The organism is Brevibacillus brevis, assembly GCF_022026395.1.
Lineage (GTDB): Bacteria > Bacillota > Bacilli > Brevibacillales > Brevibacillaceae > Brevibacillus.
The window spans coordinates 386,489-405,175 of the sequence record NZ_CP041767.1 but is presented as its reverse complement, the minus strand read 5'-3'; the positions used below and the strand labels follow the sequence as shown (position 1 = coordinate 405,175).

At 50.8% G+C, this 18,687-nt stretch carries 15 protein-coding genes and 2 riboswitches; of the genes, 1 reads left to right on the top strand and 14 read right to left on the bottom strand.

The window, feature by feature from the left end; genetic code table 11:
• Nucleotides 1-8 precede the first annotated feature (8 nt).
• From FO446_RS02260 to kdpA, 4 genes are all read right to left on the bottom strand, one after another.
• Complete coding sequence (locus tag FO446_RS02260; protein WP_221866676.1) at nucleotides 9-2,339, bottom strand: histidine kinase; 2,331 nt, start codon at nucleotides 2,337-2,339, stop codon at nucleotides 9-11.
• A gap of 21 nt (nucleotides 2,340-2,360) precedes the next feature.
• Nucleotides 2,361-2,924: a potassium-transporting ATPase subunit KdpC gene (kdpC, locus tag FO446_RS02255; RefSeq protein WP_221866677.1), complete on the bottom strand. Its 564-nt coding sequence runs from the start codon at nucleotides 2,922-2,924 to the stop codon at nucleotides 2,361-2,363.
• Between the two features lie 35 nt (nucleotides 2,925-2,959).
• Nucleotides 2,960-4,999 carry a potassium-transporting ATPase subunit KdpB gene (gene kdpB / locus FO446_RS02250; protein WP_173611831.1) on the bottom strand — a complete coding sequence of 680 codons (2,040 nt, stop codon included), beginning with the start codon at nucleotides 4,997-4,999 and terminating at the stop codon, nucleotides 2,960-2,962.
• A gap of 75 nt (nucleotides 5,000-5,074) precedes the next feature.
• Nucleotides 5,075-6,748: a potassium-transporting ATPase subunit KdpA gene (kdpA, locus tag FO446_RS02245; protein ID WP_232774149.1), complete on the bottom strand. Its 1,674-nt coding sequence runs from the start codon at nucleotides 6,746-6,748 to the stop codon at nucleotides 5,075-5,077.
• Nucleotides 6,749-7,444: 696 nt separating this feature from the next.
• Nucleotides 7,445-7,591: riboswitch (cyclic di-AMP (ydaO/yuaA leader) on the bottom strand.
• A 240-nt stretch (nucleotides 7,592-7,831) separates the two neighbouring features.
• On the opposite strand from kdpA, the gene FO446_RS02240 reads away from it, so the two are divergent.
• The gene (locus FO446_RS02240) at nucleotides 7,832-8,200 is read left to right on the top strand and encodes a Na-translocating system protein MpsC family protein (protein WP_064202541.1); all 369 of its coding nucleotides are present in this window, start codon (nucleotides 7,832-7,834) and stop codon (nucleotides 8,198-8,200) included.
• A gap of 58 nt (nucleotides 8,201-8,258) precedes the next feature.
• Here the strand turns inward: FO446_RS02240 and FO446_RS02235 are convergent, their stop codons facing one another.
• The 10 genes from FO446_RS02235 to FO446_RS02190 all read right to left on the bottom strand — a co-directional run bounded on the left by FO446_RS02235 (nucleotide 8,259) and on the right by FO446_RS02190 (nucleotide 18,652).
• Nucleotides 8,259-8,669, bottom strand: a complete 411-nt coding sequence (locus FO446_RS02235) for a hypothetical protein (RefSeq protein ID WP_173611829.1) — start codon at nucleotides 8,667-8,669, stop codon at nucleotides 8,259-8,261.
• A 19-nt stretch (nucleotides 8,670-8,688) separates the two neighbouring features.
• On the bottom strand, nucleotides 8,689-9,624 hold the full coding sequence (locus FO446_RS02230; protein WP_232774148.1) for a glycine betaine ABC transporter substrate-binding protein: 936 nt from the start codon (nucleotides 9,622-9,624) through the stop codon (nucleotides 8,689-8,691).
• Nucleotides 9,621-10,460: an ABC transporter permease gene (locus FO446_RS02225; protein WP_237899835.1), complete on the bottom strand. Its 840-nt coding sequence runs from the start codon at nucleotides 10,458-10,460 to the stop codon at nucleotides 9,621-9,623. The genes FO446_RS02230 and FO446_RS02225 overlap by 4 nt, the downstream gene beginning before the upstream one ends.
• A complete protein-coding gene (locus tag FO446_RS02220; protein WP_221866685.1) occupies nucleotides 10,444-11,670 on the bottom strand; it encodes a quaternary amine ABC transporter ATP-binding protein in 1,227 nt (408 codons plus the stop codon). The genes FO446_RS02225 and FO446_RS02220 overlap by 17 nt, the downstream gene beginning before the upstream one ends.
• A gap of 392 nt (nucleotides 11,671-12,062) precedes the next feature.
• Nucleotides 12,063-12,209, bottom strand: a riboswitch (cyclic di-AMP (ydaO/yuaA leader).
• A gap of 170 nt (nucleotides 12,210-12,379) precedes the next feature.
• Nucleotides 12,380-13,435 carry an ABC transporter ATP-binding protein gene (locus FO446_RS02215; protein ID WP_221866686.1) on the bottom strand — a complete coding sequence of 352 codons (1,056 nt, stop codon included), beginning with the start codon at nucleotides 13,433-13,435 and terminating at the stop codon, nucleotides 12,380-12,382.
• On the bottom strand, nucleotides 13,432-15,174 hold the full coding sequence (locus FO446_RS02210) for an ABC transporter permease (RefSeq protein ID WP_229087899.1): 1,743 nt from the start codon (nucleotides 15,172-15,174) through the stop codon (nucleotides 13,432-13,434). The genes FO446_RS02215 and FO446_RS02210 overlap by 4 nt, the downstream gene beginning before the upstream one ends.
• Nucleotides 15,164-16,240, bottom strand: a complete 1,077-nt coding sequence (locus FO446_RS02205; protein WP_237899833.1) for an ABC transporter substrate-binding protein — start codon at nucleotides 16,238-16,240, stop codon at nucleotides 15,164-15,166. Before FO446_RS02205 ends, FO446_RS02210 begins: the two co-directional genes overlap by 11 nt.
• Nucleotides 16,241-16,277: 37 nt before the next feature.
• Nucleotides 16,278-17,057 (bottom strand): 5'/3'-nucleotidase SurE, encoded by a 780-nt coding sequence (gene surE / locus FO446_RS02200; protein ID WP_137031257.1) that lies wholly within the window; start codon nucleotides 17,055-17,057, stop codon nucleotides 16,278-16,280.
• Between the two features lie 15 nt (nucleotides 17,058-17,072).
• The gene (locus FO446_RS02195; RefSeq protein WP_221866687.1) at nucleotides 17,073-17,855 is read right to left on the bottom strand and encodes a sugar phosphate isomerase/epimerase family protein; all 783 of its coding nucleotides are present in this window, start codon (nucleotides 17,853-17,855) and stop codon (nucleotides 17,073-17,075) included.
• Entirely contained in the window at nucleotides 17,831-18,652 is an 822-nt protein-coding gene (locus FO446_RS02190; RefSeq protein ID WP_232774147.1) for a PHP domain-containing protein, read from the bottom strand. Before FO446_RS02190 ends, FO446_RS02195 begins: the two co-directional genes overlap by 25 nt.
• Nucleotides 18,653-18,687 lie beyond the last annotated feature (35 nt).

Here is an 18,687-nt window from a genome sequence, read left to right as displayed (position 1 = left end):
ACCCTCCCTCACATCATTTCGGATGCGTGATCGGCCACGACCAGCACATCCATGTGTCGGACCTCCCTCAATAATCGCTGAATGACCGAACCCTCGAGAATTTCCTTCCAGCGGGTCCGCGCCGACTGCCCGATGACGACCTGCGTCGTTCCTTTTTCGTTCATATGCCAAACCAGCTTGGTGAAAACCTTGCGCCGAGAAGGGGCTTCGTATTGTTCGAAGCGACCTCCGAGCCGCTCTGTTAGTGCCTTCAGCTTCGCCAACTGCGTCTCTTCCTCTTCTGTCAGCGACGAATGATCCTGCACGTAAGCTACATGCCAGGACGCCTTCAGCCGATAGGCAATTCGGAATCCTCGGCGAATCAATCGTTCACTGTCTGCGCGCAAATTCACACAGACAAAAATGACTTCCTGCTGCCGCCAAGGCCCGCGAAGCGTTCGTCGCTCCCACGCCTCCAAGCGTTCGTCGACGTCGTCCGCCACTTCACGCAAGGCCAACTCCCGTAGCGCGATCAAATTCCCTGTTTTGAAAAAGTTGGTCAGCGACTGCTCTACCTTTTCCATCGCGTAAATATTGCCCTCCCGCATCCGCTGACGCAGTGCTTTGGGTGAAATATCGATCAGCTCGACCTCATCTGCCTGATGCAAAATATGATCTGGTACCGTCTCTCGCACGCGGATTCCCGTGATTTGTTCGACGCTGTCGTTTAAGCTCTCCAGGTGCTGAATGTTCATCGTGGATATGACGGAAATACCCGCAGCCAAAATCTTCTCGACATCGTGGTATCGCTTCTCATAGGCACTCCCCGGCACATTCGTATGTGCCAGCTCATCCACCAGTACGACCTCCGGATTTCGCCGGATGATTTCGTCCGTATCCATTTCTTCCAACGTCACGTTTTTGTACGGAATACGCTTGCGCGGGATAAGAGGAAGTCCCCCTACCTGCTCAATGGTTTCTTTTCGTCCATGCGTTTCTAAAAGCCCAATCACCACGTCGATGCCATTTTCGGCGAGCTCGTTGCCTTCTCGGAGCATCGTGTACGTCTTGCCGACACCAGGTGCGGCTCCCACATATACTTTTAGCGTACCGCGCTTGATTTTCCCGATTTTCTGCTGCATCTCCTCATCAGAGAGTCGGCGGTACGGATTGGGCGTTACCGCTTGTTCACGCTTGGTCGGCATAACGCGCTCACCGTCCCGCTCAGAACGGTCCGCTACGATTAGGATATCAATATTTTTCGTTTGCCGAAGAATCTTATGGACGATGGAGCCATACCATATCTCTTCCCAGCGCGTACGCTTGGACTGCCCCATGACGATTCGGGTCACATTATTCTCCATCGCATAAGCGACGAGCTCGTTTGCTACGCCCTTTTCATGTGCAAGCATCTGCTCTTCAAAGGTACCTCCGACTTTGTCCACGAGCTTTCCGATGGATCTCTTAAAAGTCGCTTCTTCCTTCGTCAGTTTCTTGGATAAAGGGAGAAAACAGACGACCAAGAGCTCTCCGCCGAGCCGCTTGGCAACCTGTTGTCCTCGCCGAACCAATATCGACCCGTTCCAATGATACTGGGCAGAAACCAACACCTTCTCTGTGGCTCCGGAAGCCCCTACCATACCGTGCTTCTCTCGATAATCCTCCAAATCCTCGTTTACGCCTGTAGCTACGAACCGAAGAGCGAGTTCTCGCAGCATATGCAGATTGTCTCTGCGAAACAACGGATGCTTGGTTCGAGTCGGGTTGCGATCATCTTCTTGCAGCCTTTTCAGAATGGCTTCTGGCGTGACGTCGAGCAATTTCACCTCGTCAGCCATGGCAAGCGTATCCTCAGGTACACACTGGTCGATACGCACTTCTGCCTTCGTCAGTCGCTCCGCCATTTCTTTCATCCCCGCCAATTCGTAAATGTTGACCGTCGCAATCACACTAATATTGTGATTCAACAAATACTGAACATCGTCGAGCCGGGTTACACGCTGGGCATCTGGACGATTGCGATGAGCCAAACCGTCTACGAGAACCACTTCCGGATCACGCTCGATAATGGCTGCAACGTCCAGATCATGTCTCGCTTCCCCGAGGGAATACCAGATGATTGGCTGGATTTGCTCCAAGCCCTCCCGCTTTTGCGCCAGCTTGGGATGAGTGGCCTCGCCTGAGCCAGCTACGACCACATCAATCCCTTTTTTCTTAAGCGACTGCCCTTCCATTAGCAGGTGATAGGTTTTACCTGAACCACTGACTGCCCCCAGAATGATTTTCAGCCTGCCCCGGTGCATTCTGGAGATGGACTGCAAGATTTCCTCCGGGGACTTTCGCCGAAACTGCTCTACCATCTCGCAGCCCTCCTTCATTCTTTACTTATCCAATTCATCCAAAGCTATATTCAGCTTGACTACATTGACACGCGGCTCTCCGAATACCCCCAAGCTTCTTCCCTCTGTATTCGCTTCAATCAGAGCCTGTAGTTGTACTGGTTCGAGATTGCGCACCTTGGCTACACGCTCCACTTGTATCTGAGCAGCTTTTGGCGAGATATGCGGATCCAGACCGGAAGCGGAGTTCGTCAACAAATCAGCCGGGATGTCTTCCTGCTTCACGCCAGGATTCGCTGCCAGAAATGCGGCGATATCTTTTTGTGTACGTTCGATCAGGGCCGGGTTAGATGGCGCGTAGTTGTTCGAGCCAGAGCCTGACGCATTGTTATCAATAGAAGAAATGCGTCCCCAGAAGTACTTCGGATCGGTGAAGGTCTGCCCAATCAGCTCGGAGCCGACTACCTTGCCGCTCGCATCGGTGATGAGACTGCCACTTGCTTGTGCGGGCATGACAACCTGTGCAACCCCTGTCATCGCCAGCGGGTAGGCAACGCCGCAAATCAGCAGCAAAACGAGGCTGAGACGCAAATTTTTCCATATCATATCGGTTCACCTGAGCTTTCTTTTTTCAATATGAGTTACACCAGATTCAATCCTACCAAAATCAAGTCTATCAGCTTGATGCCCACGAACGGGACGATAATTCCCCCCAAGCCATAGATCACCAGATTGCGGCTGAGTAGCTTCGTCGCGCTCATCGGTGTGTATTTCACACCTTTCATCGCCAACGGAATCAGGATCGGGATAATAATCGCATTGAAGATCAACGCGGACAAAATCGCACTTTCCGGTGTAGCCAGACCCATGATGTTGAGCGCACTCATTTGTGGGATCGCCAGCATGAACATCGCAGGAATGATCGCGAAGTATTTCGCTACGTCATTGGCGATACTGAACGTCGTCAATGCACCGCGCGTCATCAAAAGCTGCTTGCCAATCGCAACGACCTCGATAATTTTGGTCGGGTCAGAATCCAAATCGACCATGTTCGCTGCTTCTTTCGCCGCTACCGTACCCGTATTCATCGCCAAACCGACATCGGCTTGTGCGAGAGCTGGCGCGTCATTCGTACCGTCACCCGTCATGGCGACGAGCTTGCCTGCCGCTTGTTCTTTGCGGATCAGCGCAATCTTGTCTTCCGGCTTGGCTTCCGCTACGAAATCGTCCACACCTGCTTCGCGGGCAATCGTCGCGGCTGTCAGCGGGTTATCTCCCGTGCACATGACCGTACGAATACCCATGCGGCGCAGCTCTTCAAAGCGTTCGCGCATCCCTGGCTTTACGGTATCTTTCAGGTAAATCAACCCGAGAATCGCATTGCCTTCTGCTACAGCCAATGGCGTGCCGCCCGCCGTTGCAATCCGGTTTGCTTTTTCATCCAAATCAGCAGGGATGTTGCCCCCTTGCTCTACCACGTATTTTTTGATGGCGTCGACGGCCCCTTTGCGGATGAGGACGCCGCTTGCCAAATTCGTCCCGCTCATTCTTGTTTCAGCGCGGAACTCCACGCCTTCGGAACCAGGCAATTCCAGTTCAGCGGGTGCCAGACCTTGTTTTTTCGCCAGCTCTACAACAGAGCGTCCTTCCGGTGTTTCGTCATGGACCGAGCTTTGTGCAGCTACTCGGTTCAATTCCGTGCTTTTGCTGTTGCCTACGGTGACAAACTCGGCAGCCATCCGGTTACCATGCGTGATCGTTCCCGTTTTATCCAAAATAATGGTGTTGATGTCACCGGATGCCTCTACGGCTTTACCAGACATAGCGATGACGTTAAACTGCGTGACCCGGTCCATACCCGCAATCCCAATCGCTGACAAGAGTCCGCCAATCGTAGTCGGAATCAAGCAAACGAGCAAAGCAATCAGTGTCGCAACCGGAATGGCTGCATTTACATAGTTGGCAATAGGCAGCAAGGTCGTGCAGACAATCAGGAAAATCAACGTCAAGCTGACCAATAGCGTATTCAACGCGATTTCATTCGGAGTCTTCTGTCTCTTCGCGCCCTCTACCAACGAAATCATGCGGTCCAAAAACGATTCGCCGGGATCAGTCGTCACACGGACACGGATCCGGTCACTGACTACACGTGTGCCTCCCGTGACAGAGCTGAAATCGCCACCTGCTTCTTTAATGACCGGAGCAGATTCACCCGTAATTGCTGATTCGTCCACAGAGGCGACACCCTCGACGATTTCCCCGTCGGATGGAATCAGCTCGCCTGCTTCCACGATCACCAGATCGCCTTTTCGCAGTTCTGTGGAACTGACGACTTGAATGCGACCATCTTTCCCCACTTTTTTTGCTTGCGTGTCCTGCTTCGTTTTTTTCAAGCTCTCTGCCTGTGCTTTGCCGCGACCTTCTGCCAAGGCTTCTGCGAAGTTGGCGAACAGAATCGTCACGAACAGGATAAAGCTGACGACACCGTTGTAGAACGGGTCCGAAGCTCCCCCAAACAAATTGGGCACAAACGTCAAGAGAAGCGTAATGAAGAACCCGATCTCTACCACGAACATGACTGGATTTTTCATCATCACACGCGGGTCCAGTTTTTTGAAAGACTCGACAAAGGCCCGCTGGTACAAATCTTTAGGAAGCGCAACCGTGCGCGTTCTACTCATGGAAAATTACTCCTTTGCCTCTAGTATTCATGTTCAAATCAATGTTCAAAAAGTCAGCTTTTGAACTTCCCCTTATCATCGGATTGTGAGCCACTCGGCGATTGGGCCAAGAGCAAGCACAGGCAGGAATGTCAGTGCGCCTACGATCACCACAGTCGCAATCAAAATCACCGTGAATACACTATTGTCTGTGCGCAGCGTACCCATCGTTTCCGGTACCGGCGTTTTTGCGAGCAAGGAGCCTGCTACCGCCAGCATCGTAATGATCGAGACGTATCGACCGAACAGCATGACGAGTCCGGTAGAAATGTTCCAGAATGGCGTGTTGTCGCCCAATCCTTCAAAACCGGAACCGTTGTTGGCTGCCGAAGAAGTGTACTCGTACAACACTTGTGAAATACCATGGAAGCCTGGGTTCGACACTGCGGACGATCCCATTTCAGTTGCCAATGCAATAGCGGTTGGCGCCAAAATAATCAGGGGATGAACGAGAATCGCGATGGCGATCAGCTTCATCTCTTTCCCTTCGATCTTGCGTCCAAGGAATTCAGGCGTACGCCCTACCATCAAGCCCGCCAAGAATACAGCCAAAATCGCATACATCAAAATGTTAATCGTTCCGACGCCATCTCCGCCGAATACGCAGTTGAGCATCATTTCACCGAGCGGAACCAAGCCGCCAAGTGGTGTCAATGTATCATGCATGTTGTTCACAGTTCCTGTCGTTGCCGCTGTTGTCACGGCGGTGAACAAGGCGCTTTGTGCGATACCAAAACGGACTTCTTTTCCTTCCATGCTGCCCATTTCTTGTGACAGGCCAGCCCGTTCCAGCGCCGGGTTGCCGTTTCCTTCATTGGCATACGCCGTAATCAGAAACGCCAGGAACATCACGAACATCGCTCCAAAAATAACCCAGCCTTGCTTGCGGCTCTTCGCCATGAAGCCGAACGCGAATGGCAGTGCCGCCGGGATCAAGAACATCGACAAAATTTCGATCACGTTTGTTAGCGGTGTCGGGTTTTCAAACGGATGCGAAGAGTTTACTCCGAAGAATCCTCCCCCGTTTGTTCCCAAATGCTTAATCGATACCAGTGAAGCAACGGGACCGCGAGCGATTTGTTGCTCCGTTCCGCTAATCGTTGTTGCTGTCGCTGTCGGCTCCATCGTCTGCGGCACGCCTTGGGACACCAAGAGCAGTGTCACAACAATTGCCAGTGGAATCAACACCCGTGTATGAGCACGCACCAGGTCAACGTAGTAGTTACCGATGCTACGCTGCCCTGTCAGCCCGCGCATGAAAGCCATTACGACCGCGATCCCTGTCGCTGGTGTCGTAAACATCAGGTAAATAATGACCAGCATCTGCGATAGATACGACAATCCGCTCTCCCCGCTGTAATGCTGAAGATTCGTATTCGTCAAAAAGCTGACGGCTGTGTTAAAGGAAAGCAACGGCTCCATCGCCGCAATTCCACTCGGGTTTCCAGGTAACATCCCTTGCAAACGAAGCAAGAGATACGCAATCGCCACCATTGAAATGTTGCTGACCAGAACAGCCATTGCGTACTGCTTCCAGGTCATATCTGCTACGCGAATGCCAGACAGCTTGTATATCGCTTTTTCCAACCCGCCAAAAACACGGTCCAATCGGGTCGTCTCCAGCGAAAAGGAGCGTGCCAAATATTTTCCCATCGGTATGGCGAGCACGAAAAGCACCACCAAAACCAGCGCTATTTGTATAAAGTCCACGACAGTTCCTCCTACTTCCTCTAAAAAATGGTTCCAAATAAACGAATGATCCGGGTAACCCCTAGTATTTTTCCGGGTAAATCAATGCGTGGCACAGGTACATCGCAAGCCCTGCCATAATCAAAAGCAACCAGATCATTTCTCTTTCCCTCCCTGTTCTCTTACTACGGCGTCACAAAATTTGATGAGTGCAAAAAATACACCGAATGAAAGCGCCAAGAGCAGTATGGAAACCACGTCCATGCCATGTCCCTCCTTTTTTGTTGTACTAACTATTCCGTGAAGTCTGGCCGACTCGTCTCTCTCGCTTCCCCTGTACAGGCTTCCTTTTTTGAAAAAAACCTGCCATTTGGGAAAAAAATAGACCAATGCTTACGATTTCCCCGAAAGACCGCCGCATTTGACCGAGCTGAAGATGAACAGACGAACGAAGTCGCCCGCATCCCGCGGCAAATAAAACGATCCTTTGTATCGGAGAAAAAGTACTCATTGGTCTACCTAACGCCCAGCCGACTTGAAGTTGCCTTCTTTGCGTTTTGTCTCCCGTTTCCTTTTTCCGAAAACAGCTATTTACTTGTGAGTAAAACGGTCATTGGCCGTTTTTGAGCAAAACGAAAAGACCTGCGTAACGTTTCGAGTCAACCTTTGTCGTCCCGTACGGATAACAAAAAGGCCTCCTCAAATAGGCGGTCTTTAGACCTCCCTCGCTTTAGCCGACGAAGTTAGCTGACGGGTAGGATGGCGAAAGAGTATCTCATCCCTCCCACGATTCATTCGTGGGATTAACCCCTACTGATTGGGTCCTCCGTTCCCGAGTGCCTCGGGATTTGGCCATATTTGCAATTGTTGGTTACGAATCTCATTATACGTCTGGCATAATCGGATGTTAATGTCCTATTTCTGTCTTTTTCACACGATTTCTGCATTCTTTATCCGTGTAAGCGATTTAAACCTATCAGGCCTCATCCGATCATGATATTTCATCGTTTCTCTTGCGTTTTCACATTATCAGCCTATTTGTTTGACAGCCTCTGGACAGCTGAGTAATATTAGGCACAATGATAATTATGGGAGGTATGGCGTTTGGCCATCTCTAACAAAAAAAAGCTGGAAGCTGAAATCAGCGAAGCATTCATAAAATTTCAACGCGAACTAATTGGACGAGGTCCGCAGGAAGCCAAGACCTACATCGTCGGTGATATGGTCATCGCCAGGTTCAAGGGTGTTCTTACCGTCGAAGAAAAGCATCTGTCCAGTCACGATAAAGGTCGCCGCATCGTCAAAGAAATGCGCGAGGTTCTCCGTGAAATGTACAGTGAAGAATCGGAAGAAATCGTAGAAAAGCTGACAACCTGCAAGGTACTATCGAGTCATAGCGACATCAGCACGAAAATGGGTGAACGGATCGAGGTTTATGTATTGGACAAGGACCTCGAAAAAATGTTGGGCTAAATTTTCACGAAAACAAGGCTCCGCCTCATTTGCAGGCGGAGCCTTTTCTATTTCTCTCTTAGCCACTCATCTGTTCGGCCAACCAGCCGTAGCCTTTATACCCGGGCTGACTCACGATGACGTGATTCGCCCCGAGCGCCTTGTATAACATCGCGTTCCGATGCTCCTGCGTCATCACAAAAATCCGGCAGGTGCCCAGCTGCTTGAACAGTGTAACGAAGTCGCGTCCCTCCGCCCACTCATCGGGAAAGATGTAGACGGATTGGTATATCAGCAAGGATTCCTGATCGCGGTAGCACTCGTCAAATGAGATGGGCAAAAAACGCTGAATCGTCTTATCTCCAGACCCCGCTTTCAATGAAAAGGCACCTGGATTCCTTCCCCAAAACGCAGGCAAACTGTCACAGCATAGTGTCTGGACAAAAGAAGTGAAAGCTTCCCCCTTGCCTAATACGAGATAATGCTTCATAGCAGCACCTCCCCTTCCCTTATTGGAGATCCTCAATGGACGAGATGTTCATGTACGAAGGAACCACGAGTCCGATTTTGGTTCCGTCGAGATTCGGACCCAAATCCTCGATTTGCCCACCGAATTTTTTCAAATAGCTCGTATCTGTAGACGGCAGCCACGCCGCAACCATCCCATCTACATCCCCAATGGCCACACCTGCCCACATCGGTCCAGTCTGCACCTGACTCAACTCGACTTCATACCCCAGCTTCTGCTCAAGCACATGCTCTACGACGTGCGAGCTGGCAATCTCGGAATCCCATGCTACATAAGCGAGAGTCAGCTTCTCTTTTTGGACAGGCTGTATGCCCTCCACCCATTTCGCTACTTTGACTTCATTGTTTTTTATCCATTCCGCAGCGGCCACTTCCGGATCTTTTCCGTCAATCATTTGAACCATGACCGACTCCATATCGGCTGGCTCCCACCAGAACTTATCCAGAAATTGATAGGCAGCAGGCTGATCCTCTTTCAGCCCTTTGCGCACGATGGTATGGATTTGTTCCGCTCCGCCAAAGCCGTTCTTTGGGTCCGCCAAGTATTTCAAATCCATCTTTTTAAACATCCAGTGCGGCGTCCAGCCCGTTATGATAATTGGTTCCTTCGCTTCGTACGCCTTGATCAAAGCTGCTGTCATAGCGGCATCTGAGCCTTCGACAAGCTGCCATTTATCCAAGCCATACAGGTTCATGACTTCCTCTGTCTTTACCATCGAGCCTGCTCCTGCGTCGATTCCGATGATTTTGTAGTCGAGCTTTTCTCCTAGCGCGTTGTCCGACGTCTCAGAAGGAATCGGACCGACCACCGTTGCTGTCGGTATTTGTGTGTTTGTGTTTTGACTAGAGCATCCTGCGAGCCAAGCTGTCGCTCCCATCATGACTGCCAATATAGCTGGAATCATTTTGTTCATCATGTATTTCTCTCCTTTTTTCCTGCATGTTGGGTAAGTCGATCCAAGACGATAGCGATGATCACGATGGATAGCCCCGCCTCGAATCCTCTTCCTATATCCACTTGCGATACGGCGCGATATACGTCTGCACCCAAGCCTTTCGCCCCGATCATAGCCGCTATGACCACCATCGACAGGGCGAGCATGATGCACTGATTGACTCCCGCCAAGATCGTCGATTTCGCGTATGGCAGTTGTACTTTCACGAGCTTTTGCCACCCAGTTGCGCCAAAGGCGTCCGCCGCTTCCTCCATTTCCGCTGGGACCTGACGTATGCCTAAGTTCGTGAGACGCACGATTGGCGGCAAAGCAAAAATAACGGAGGCAATAACTCCCGGCACCTCGCCCAAACCGAAGAAAAAGATCGCGGGAATCAAATAAACGAACGCGGGCATCGTCTGCATCAAATCCAGTACTGGCGTAACCAGATTGCGAAACGTATCGTGTCTCGCGCAAAGAATGCCCACCGGAATCCCGATGACGATCGAAATCATGGTAGCAGTGAGGACGAGTCCCAATGTCTCCATCGTTTCATCCCAGTACCCCAAGTTGTGGATGAGAGAAAGTCCAACAACCGTAAAGACCATGGACGCTCTCCCTGCAAAAACCCACGCAGCGGCCCCCAGCAACAAGATGAGAATCAGCGAAGGTATCTCTGCCAAAACCGTAGAACAGTAAGTCACCATCGTGGAAATGACGATAGCCACCGGATCAAACAATACCCCTTTGTAGTGGCCCAGCACCTCCACGAACCCTTCCATCCAACTGCCAATCGGTAGCTTAGGCACGACGTCCATCACTCATCACCTCTGCTCTCTGATGCTCTTGTACATTGACTTTGCCTACCAGCCCGCCTAGCACCGCTCCTTTTACGATGACACCCAATAATCGCTGCTGGTCGCCCACTACCGCAATCGGGACGTGCAGGTCTGCCATCATCGGGAACAAGCTGTGCAGACGTGCGTCAGGCGAAACGGTAGGGAGGTCGGTTTTCATGATTGCCTCCAGCGAATCTCCCGTACCAATCGCAAGTGATACGTCATACGCCGTAATCAAGCCAAGCAGTGTGCGCTTTTTGTCCACGACGTACAAGCTGGACACGCCATTATCCATCATGAGTTGCAGCGCCACTCGGGCCCCTTTGTCAGGCGTGATTGCTTCTGCCCGTTTCATCACATTTTCAGCAACGAGCACCCTGGACAGGTCGGCATCCTCCACGAACTTCCGCACGAATTCATCCGCTGGGTCTGCCATAATTTCTTCCGGGCGGCCGATCTGAATGATCTGCCCGTCTTTCATAAAGGCAATCCGATCGCCCAGTCGCAACGCCTCATGCAAGTCATGTGTAATGAACAGGATCGTCTTTTTCATCGTCATCTGGAGCTCCAGCAGCTCATCCTGCATATCTTTTCGAATGAGTGGGTCCAGTGCACTGAACGCTTCGTCCATCAAGAGAATATCTGGATTATTAGCCAACGCCCGCGCCAGACCGACCCGCTGGCGCATCCCTCCGCTCAATTGATCCGGGTGCGCATTTTCCCACTCGGTTAATCCAACGAGCGCAAGTGCTTCCCGTGCTCTTTCTTGCCGGAGTCCTGGCGGTACTTGCTGAATCTCCAAACCAAACTCCACGTTTTCTCGTACCGACCGCTGCGGAAACAGGGCGAAATTTTGAAAAACCATCCCGAGCTTCTTCCTCCGCACCTCACGCAAAGCTGCTGCCTTCATGTCCACGATCTCTTCCCCATCGATCTCGATGCTTCCGCTCGTTGGGTCAATCAGTCGATTACACAGTCGGATTAAGGTGGACTTGCCGCTGCCTGACAGGCCCATAATGACAAAGATTTCACCTTCCTCGACTTCAAAGCTGACCTGATTGACACCGATGGACTGGCCAGTTTGCTTGTAAATTTGTTCTTTTGTCCGTCCTTCCGCCAGCAGCTTCAAGGCCAGTTCGGGCTGCTTGCCGAACACTTTTGTGAGTTGGTGGACTTTCATTTTGGACATGATATCCCTCATCCTTCGTTTTTTCGTAAATGTAAAAAGCCCGCGAAGTTTCGACACTCCAGCAAAACCAAGCAGGCACGCTTGAGTTTACTCGTGTTGAAAATCCGCAGGCTTACGTAATACCTGGCGTCCATTTTCAGGACTCCCTGTACTCTGTCTTCCTGATTTCGATTGTCAGCGGTTTATGTCGTACCGACTGCCTCTCAGCGATCCACACCATTCCCTTCACGTTGTATCGGCGTAAGCTGCTCGTCGGTATTTCCATAAAAAATAGGCCGATCCATTCTTTTTCTCCAGAACAAAGGTCCCAAAGAAAAAGCCTGTATCGACCTATCACACGCCCGCAAGGAATCCCCTTGTTGCGCATTATATGCCTAGACTTTATCCATTCATGACCTTCCCTGCTTTGGCCGACGAGGTTAGCTGACGGGTAGGATGGCAGAGAAGACATTTCCTCATCCCTCCTGATCACTCAGGATTAACCCCAAAAGATTGGTTCCCCCGCTTCCGAGAATATCGGAACTAGGCCGTATTGTGTTTTGTTGCTTATTTGATCGTGATTGTGACTTTGATTATACGCTCGCTTCCAGTTATTGTGAACGTTCATTTTCGTTGAATCAAACAGAATAGCGCCTTTCTTAATGAGTCGCATTGATTTAGATGGTTCATGCTCATCCAATTGAAGAATCACTTGGCTATCTTTCCCTTTTTATACACAAACCTCTACGCATACACGCTCCTCATAGGAAAAGCGCTGACTGATGTCCGTGACAACCTCCCAGTCATCCTCCCCGACCCGGATGGAATAAAGCAGTTCTCGCCCCTGAAATTGCACATGAGATACCTTTCCGATAACGCCTTCCATTCCTTGCTGCCACGCTGCGAGCTTCAACTGATCGGGACGAACCGGCAATATTTGCTGAGCGTGAAAGGAAGAAAAGTCGCGGGAAACAGCAATCGGTACCGCTGGCTCTCCTTGCCTCTCCAACAGAAAGGTATTGGGGCAAGCCCAGTTTCCTTTTAAGAAGTTAGCCCGTCCCACAAACTTGGCGACAAAAGGCGATTGGGGCGAATAGTATATATCCTGCGGGCTACCTGCTTGTTCCACCCTGCCTCCTTTCATTACGACGATCTGATCCGCCATAGCCAGTGCCTCTGACTGATCGTGTGTGACGTAGACGATGGAAGTCCCCAGCTCGCGGTGAATAAATTGGATTTCCTTGCGCATTTGCATACGCAGCTCTGCATCGAGACTGCTCAATGGCTCGTCCATCAGAAGCAGCGTAGGGTTAAACACGATGGCCCGCGCCAGAGCAACGCGCTGCTTTTGTCCACCAGAGAGCTGATTGGGAAATCTCTCTTCCATTCCTCCAAGACCGACCATCTCCAGCATTTGTGCCACCCGTACCTTTGGATTATCTTTGTAAGCGGCAGGCACGTGCTTTTGATGTTGCAACGGAAACACGACATTCTCATAGACAGTCAAATGCGGCCAAAGTGCGAATGACTGAAACACCATACCAATCCGCCGCTCCTCTGGCGGCTTTCTTCTTGCCTGGTCCGCTACGCACTCTTGATTGATCCAGATTTCTCCGCTGGTAGGCGATTCAAAACCCGCCAATAGCCTAAGCAGTGTCGTTTTTCCGCAGCCGCTCGGCCCGAGCAAAGCAACGAATTCCCCTTGTCCAATTTGTAGATCCAGATGGTGGAGCACCGTCACATCTCCGAATTTTTTGGAAACGCCCTTCACTCTTGCACTGTTCATCCCTGTATCCTCCGTTGCCAATATCGTTTCCATAAACCGCCCATTGTCAAAGCCAGCAGGATGGCCACTACGATCAACGAAGAAAGGGCCGTGCTATGAGTCGTTGATCCCGCCTGCTCAAAGCTAAAAATAACGACACCGATCGTTTCCGAACCGGATGACCACAGAAGCGATGATATTGTCAATTCAGTAAATGCTGTCAGGAACACTAGAAACAAGCCTGTTGCCATTCCCGGTGCATAGAGCGGGAGCAATATCCGAGACCACCTCGTCCAAAATCGACCACCGTTGATCCGTGCTGCTTCTTCTACTTCCTTGCCCACCTGCATAATGGAGACCGTACTGCTTTTTACTTGCAAGATCAAAAAGCGAGTCACATACGCAATCAAAATGAGCCAAACCGTTCCATATATTCCTGGCTGCCAGCTGGGAATCGGCTCGATCCACGTTAAAATCATCGCCAGACCAAGCACCATACCGGGCAAAGCATACGGCAAAGCGACAGCCCCTTCCATTACTTTTCCCATAAAGGAAGGCCGATGGATGCGCCAGTAAGCGAACCATGTTCCAGCCACCACGCACAAGACGCCAGTCAAGCAGGCCAGCATCAGGCTATTGCCGATGGCCGCTCTCGTTCCAACATGGTCAAACAATACAAACGCAAAATGCTTCCATGTCAGATTTTGCGGAACAAAAGGCAACCCATACGCCTTGATGAAAGCGTTCGCTGCCATGGACAAGAGAGGAAGCACACTCGTCACCAACAAAAAGAGTCCAACAAGAACCTCCACACCCCGTCGATATCTTTCCAAGTGACGGCGAATCGATTTGTCCTCGGCACTGGTCTGGTCCACCCGGCTTTTACGCAAAAAGAGCCACTGTACTCCTGTTCCCGCCAATGCTATCACGCCAAGCAAAATAGACAAGACAGATGCCCTCGCAAAAGCGCTCGGCCCAAATCCGATGACCTCCTCATAAATCAACGTACTCAATAAAGGGATATTTTCCGGGATCCCGAGAAACGCAGGGACACCAAAATTATCGAGTCCGGAAATAAAAGCAAGCAGTCCGCCTCCTGCAATTCCCGGTAAGGCGAGTGGGAGTGTCACCTTGCGAAATACGGTCGTAGCCGTAGCCCCTGAAGAATGAGCCGCCCATTCCAGTTCTTTGGGAATCCGATACAGAACGGACAGCGTGAGCATGTAGACCAACGGATAATGCGTTAGACCCATTACAACAATGATCCCGTCCAAGCCATAGACGTCCCACAGCTCCAAAGGCCCACCATAAAGCCAGCTCGCTGCCCGGTTCAATACCCCTTGCGGACCTGCCAGTTGTGTCCAGGCCAAGGTCATCACGTACGAGGGAATCAGCAATGGCAACAGGGCAAGTACATGAATGGCAGACTTCCAGCGTATGTCTGTATAGGCGCATAACCAAGCCAACGACACGCCAATGACTAACGCGATGAGCGTAGAAGCTCCTGCCGCCGTAACGCTGTGACCGATAGCGTTCCACGTGCGTTCATGTGTGATCACATCCGCAAAGTATCGAAGACCGATCCCTGCTTCTGTTTGCACACTAAGAGCGATCAACTTCCACAACGGATACATAAAAAAGAAGGCGACCGGCACCAGCACGATCCATGTGGCCGCCTTTTCCAACGACAGGGGCACGGCTATTTTTCGCCGTTCCCCCATCTTGCGCTCGGACACTGCTGCTTGCCAGTTACTTTGCACCCATCATCTCTCCAAATTTCTTTTTGTCCGCCTCTCTGTTCGCTTCAAGTTCATCTGTATTCGCAGAAAGCACCTTGATCTGGTCTTGAGCGCGTAGCCCTTCCGGAGCAGCGATGCCTTTTCTGATCGGAGTGTACCCGAGACTGCTTGCAAGCTGCTGTCCTTCTTCCGAGAGCACATAATCGACAAACGCTTTTGCTGCCTCTGCATTTTTCGTTGCTTTCATGATCCCGATTGGTTCGGTTATGACAGGAACACCCTCGTTTGGATAGATGAGCTCGACTGGAGAGCCGTCTTTTTTCGCCCGAGCTACGAGGTAATCCACAACCATCCCATATCCCTTCTCGCCGCCTGCGACGCTTTTCAATACGGCACCATTGCCTTTAGTGACTGTCATCTGGTTTGCTTTGAGTCCAGCTATGTAGTCCCAACCAAAATCAGCCTGCCGAGTAAGTACGCCTATGTTATAGGCTGCTGCTCCAGAGTAGAGTGGACTTGGCATAATCGTTTTGTTCGAGGCTTCCGGACTGGTCAGAACCTTCCAACTGTCCGGAAGAGCGGCAACCTTGCTGCTGTTGACTGCAAGAACGGTTGCCATCACTTTGGTTCCCGTATAGGCGCCCTCTGCATCCTTCCACTCCGCCGGAATGTCCTTAGCCTCGGGCGAAGCATACGGCATGAGCAAATCCTGTTTTTTCAGGCTAGCAAAGGTCGGTGCATCCGCAACCAAAAGCACATCTGCTTTTACCTGCCCAGCTTGTGCCTCCGCCTGCAAGCGACTCATCACTTCCTCTGTACCGGATCGGAACAGCTCTACTTTTACCTCCGGATAATTTTTCGAAAAACCCTCGATCAATGCTTGCGCGTCTGCATCTGGCTGGGAGGTATAAAAGCTCAGCGACCCTGCGATTTTGGCTGGGGCAGGGGCAGACTCAGATGTCGCTTCAGTGTTCGCCGCCGGGGTTGGTGATGTGGAAGAAGGCTGGGAACCGCAGGCTGCCAGTCCGAAGACAGCAACGGCTGCGAATAAAGAAAGGGTCCATTTTGGGCTAAGAACACGTTTCAATTGTTCATTCCTCCTAAAAATCATGAGTGGTTAACAGCTAAGTGCTTTGCTTCGCGCCTTGAAACCATTTGCCGATTTTTGCCTTCATGGCAGTATTCGTCATGTTTAATTGCAAAGGAGTAATAGTGATATAACCGTCGCGAAGCTTGTAATAATCGGACTCCTCGTCCTCAAAGTGAAGCTCACTCAAGTGGTCGGAGAGCCAGTAGCACATATACCCTTGTGGATCGTTCAAGCCCACATATTGATAGCGCAGAACATCCATTGCCAGCGGCGTGACTGCTACTCCTTTTACCATTTCCCTGGACAAATACGGGAGATTGATGTTCAGAACCGTTTCGGGACTGAGCTTGTGTCTGAGCAGGGTTTCAAATATTTCGTAGGCAAGCGGCTCGACGATTGAAAAATTCGGGTTTGGCTTCAGCGTAGCGAGAGATATAGCGATGGAAGGAATCTGGTACATCGCCCCCTCAATCGCTGCTGAGATCGTACCTGAATAAAAGACATCCCGTCCCAGATTCGGTCCACGGTTGATTCCAGATACAATTACATCTGGCTTTTCCTTGAGAATGACCTCAATCGCCATCTTGACGCAGTCAGCCGGTGTGCCATTGACGGCCCATGCTTCCAGCGAGGTTTCAAAAAAGTTTACTTTGTTTGCTTTGACTGGCGATTTCAACGTAATGGCATGGCTGATCGCACTACGTTCTTGATCCGGGCAGACAATGGATACATTGCCAAAGGGCTGAAGTGCCTGTGCCAGACAAAGCACTCCACTTGAAAAAATTCCATCGTCATTGGTTACGAGAATATTCAAAATAATACGGACCTCCTATCCAAATGAAACACAATCCTCTTGCCGTAAATAAACCATGTTTTGCTTAAGCTGAGACAAGCTCCTCGCATCATCGAAGCCTTCTACAACAACGGGTCTCTTTTCTTCAAACAACAACGGCCAAATGCCTGGCAAATCAATCTCTCCTGTTCCTAATGGCACATGCAGCTTGGTTGCCGTAGCGTCGCTCACATGAATTTTATCGATCCCCTCTAGCTCGCTGTAAAATTGCGACAAGGAACAGGAAAGAGGAACATGAGCAATATCAAACGTGGTTGTCGTCGGGTATTCCAATGCCATTCTCAGTTGATTCATATCTTGCGGTGTCACGATCATTTCCTTCGGCAGAGGCTCAATGTGCTCGATAGACAACATACAGTCTTTTTTCCTTGCTTCGTACGCCAGCTCATTCACGCTCTCAATCAGAATCGGCTCATGCCAGCTTCGGTTTCTGGGAGACAGCGTCACTCGTCCCGGATGGATGGTTACACTTTTGGCTCCGATTTCACTTGCTAGCGTCAAGGAACGCTTCACTTCTTCAATGGATTGCTTGCGAATGCCATGATTCAGCGAACACAAATTTAAATCCCAGCTAGCTGCATGCAAGGTCAGCTTCATTCCCGCTCGTTTTGCCGCCTGTTGGATTTCTTTCGGGTCACTTTGGTAACACCAGACGTGCTCCGCCCATACCTCCATACCCGCAAATCCGTATTGACGTGCAATCAAGACAGCCGCCTCTACCGGGTAAGCCCACATCAGTGTTGATGAAACATACAGCATTTCCACCACTCCTTTACCTCTGCCGGGATTGGCACGCTACCGACCGGATATGGGTTGCGTGAGCGATGACCGTGAAAGTCGCTTCCTCCCGAACGGATGAGATGATGGGCTTTGGCTTGTCTCTCCCAAAAAGCCATCTTTGCTGCAGAATGTCTCGGATAATATACCTCAATGCCGTCGATTCCGTATTCAAGCAACGCATCAAGCTGAACCTCAAAAGGGTAGATGCCAGGATGAGCCAGTACAGCAATTCCGCCCGCTTCATGGGTAATTTCAATTGCTTCCCGTGCAGAAAAGATAGGACGGGGCACGTAAGCGGCACACCCTTTGCGCAAATACGTCTCAAAGGCAGACTGGGGAGTTGAGCAGTAGCCCCGGTCGGCAATGACCTCGGCAACATGCGTGCGAACCATCACTCCGCCGTTCGCCCGTGCCATGCACTCTTCCATAGAAATGGACAGCCCCTGTCGATTGCAGCCCACAACTATCTCATTGATCCACTCGATACGCTCCCGTTGCCGTCTTTCCATGACATGAAGCAAACGAGCATCGGATATATCTAAGCCGTACCCCAAAATATGTAGTTCGTCCTCCGATCCGTCTGTATTCCACTCAATTCCCGGTATAAGCTGTATGCCGAGCTGTTCGGCATCCTCACGGGCAAGCAGATAACCATCCACGGTATCATGGTCGGTAATAGCTAAATAATTCACACCACGCTCTTTGGCCTCTATGAGTAATTCCCGAGGTGACAGCTTTCCGTCAGAAGCAGTCGTGTGCATATGCAAATCCAGCATGACCATTCCTCCTGTTTCACTATCAGACATTGCTG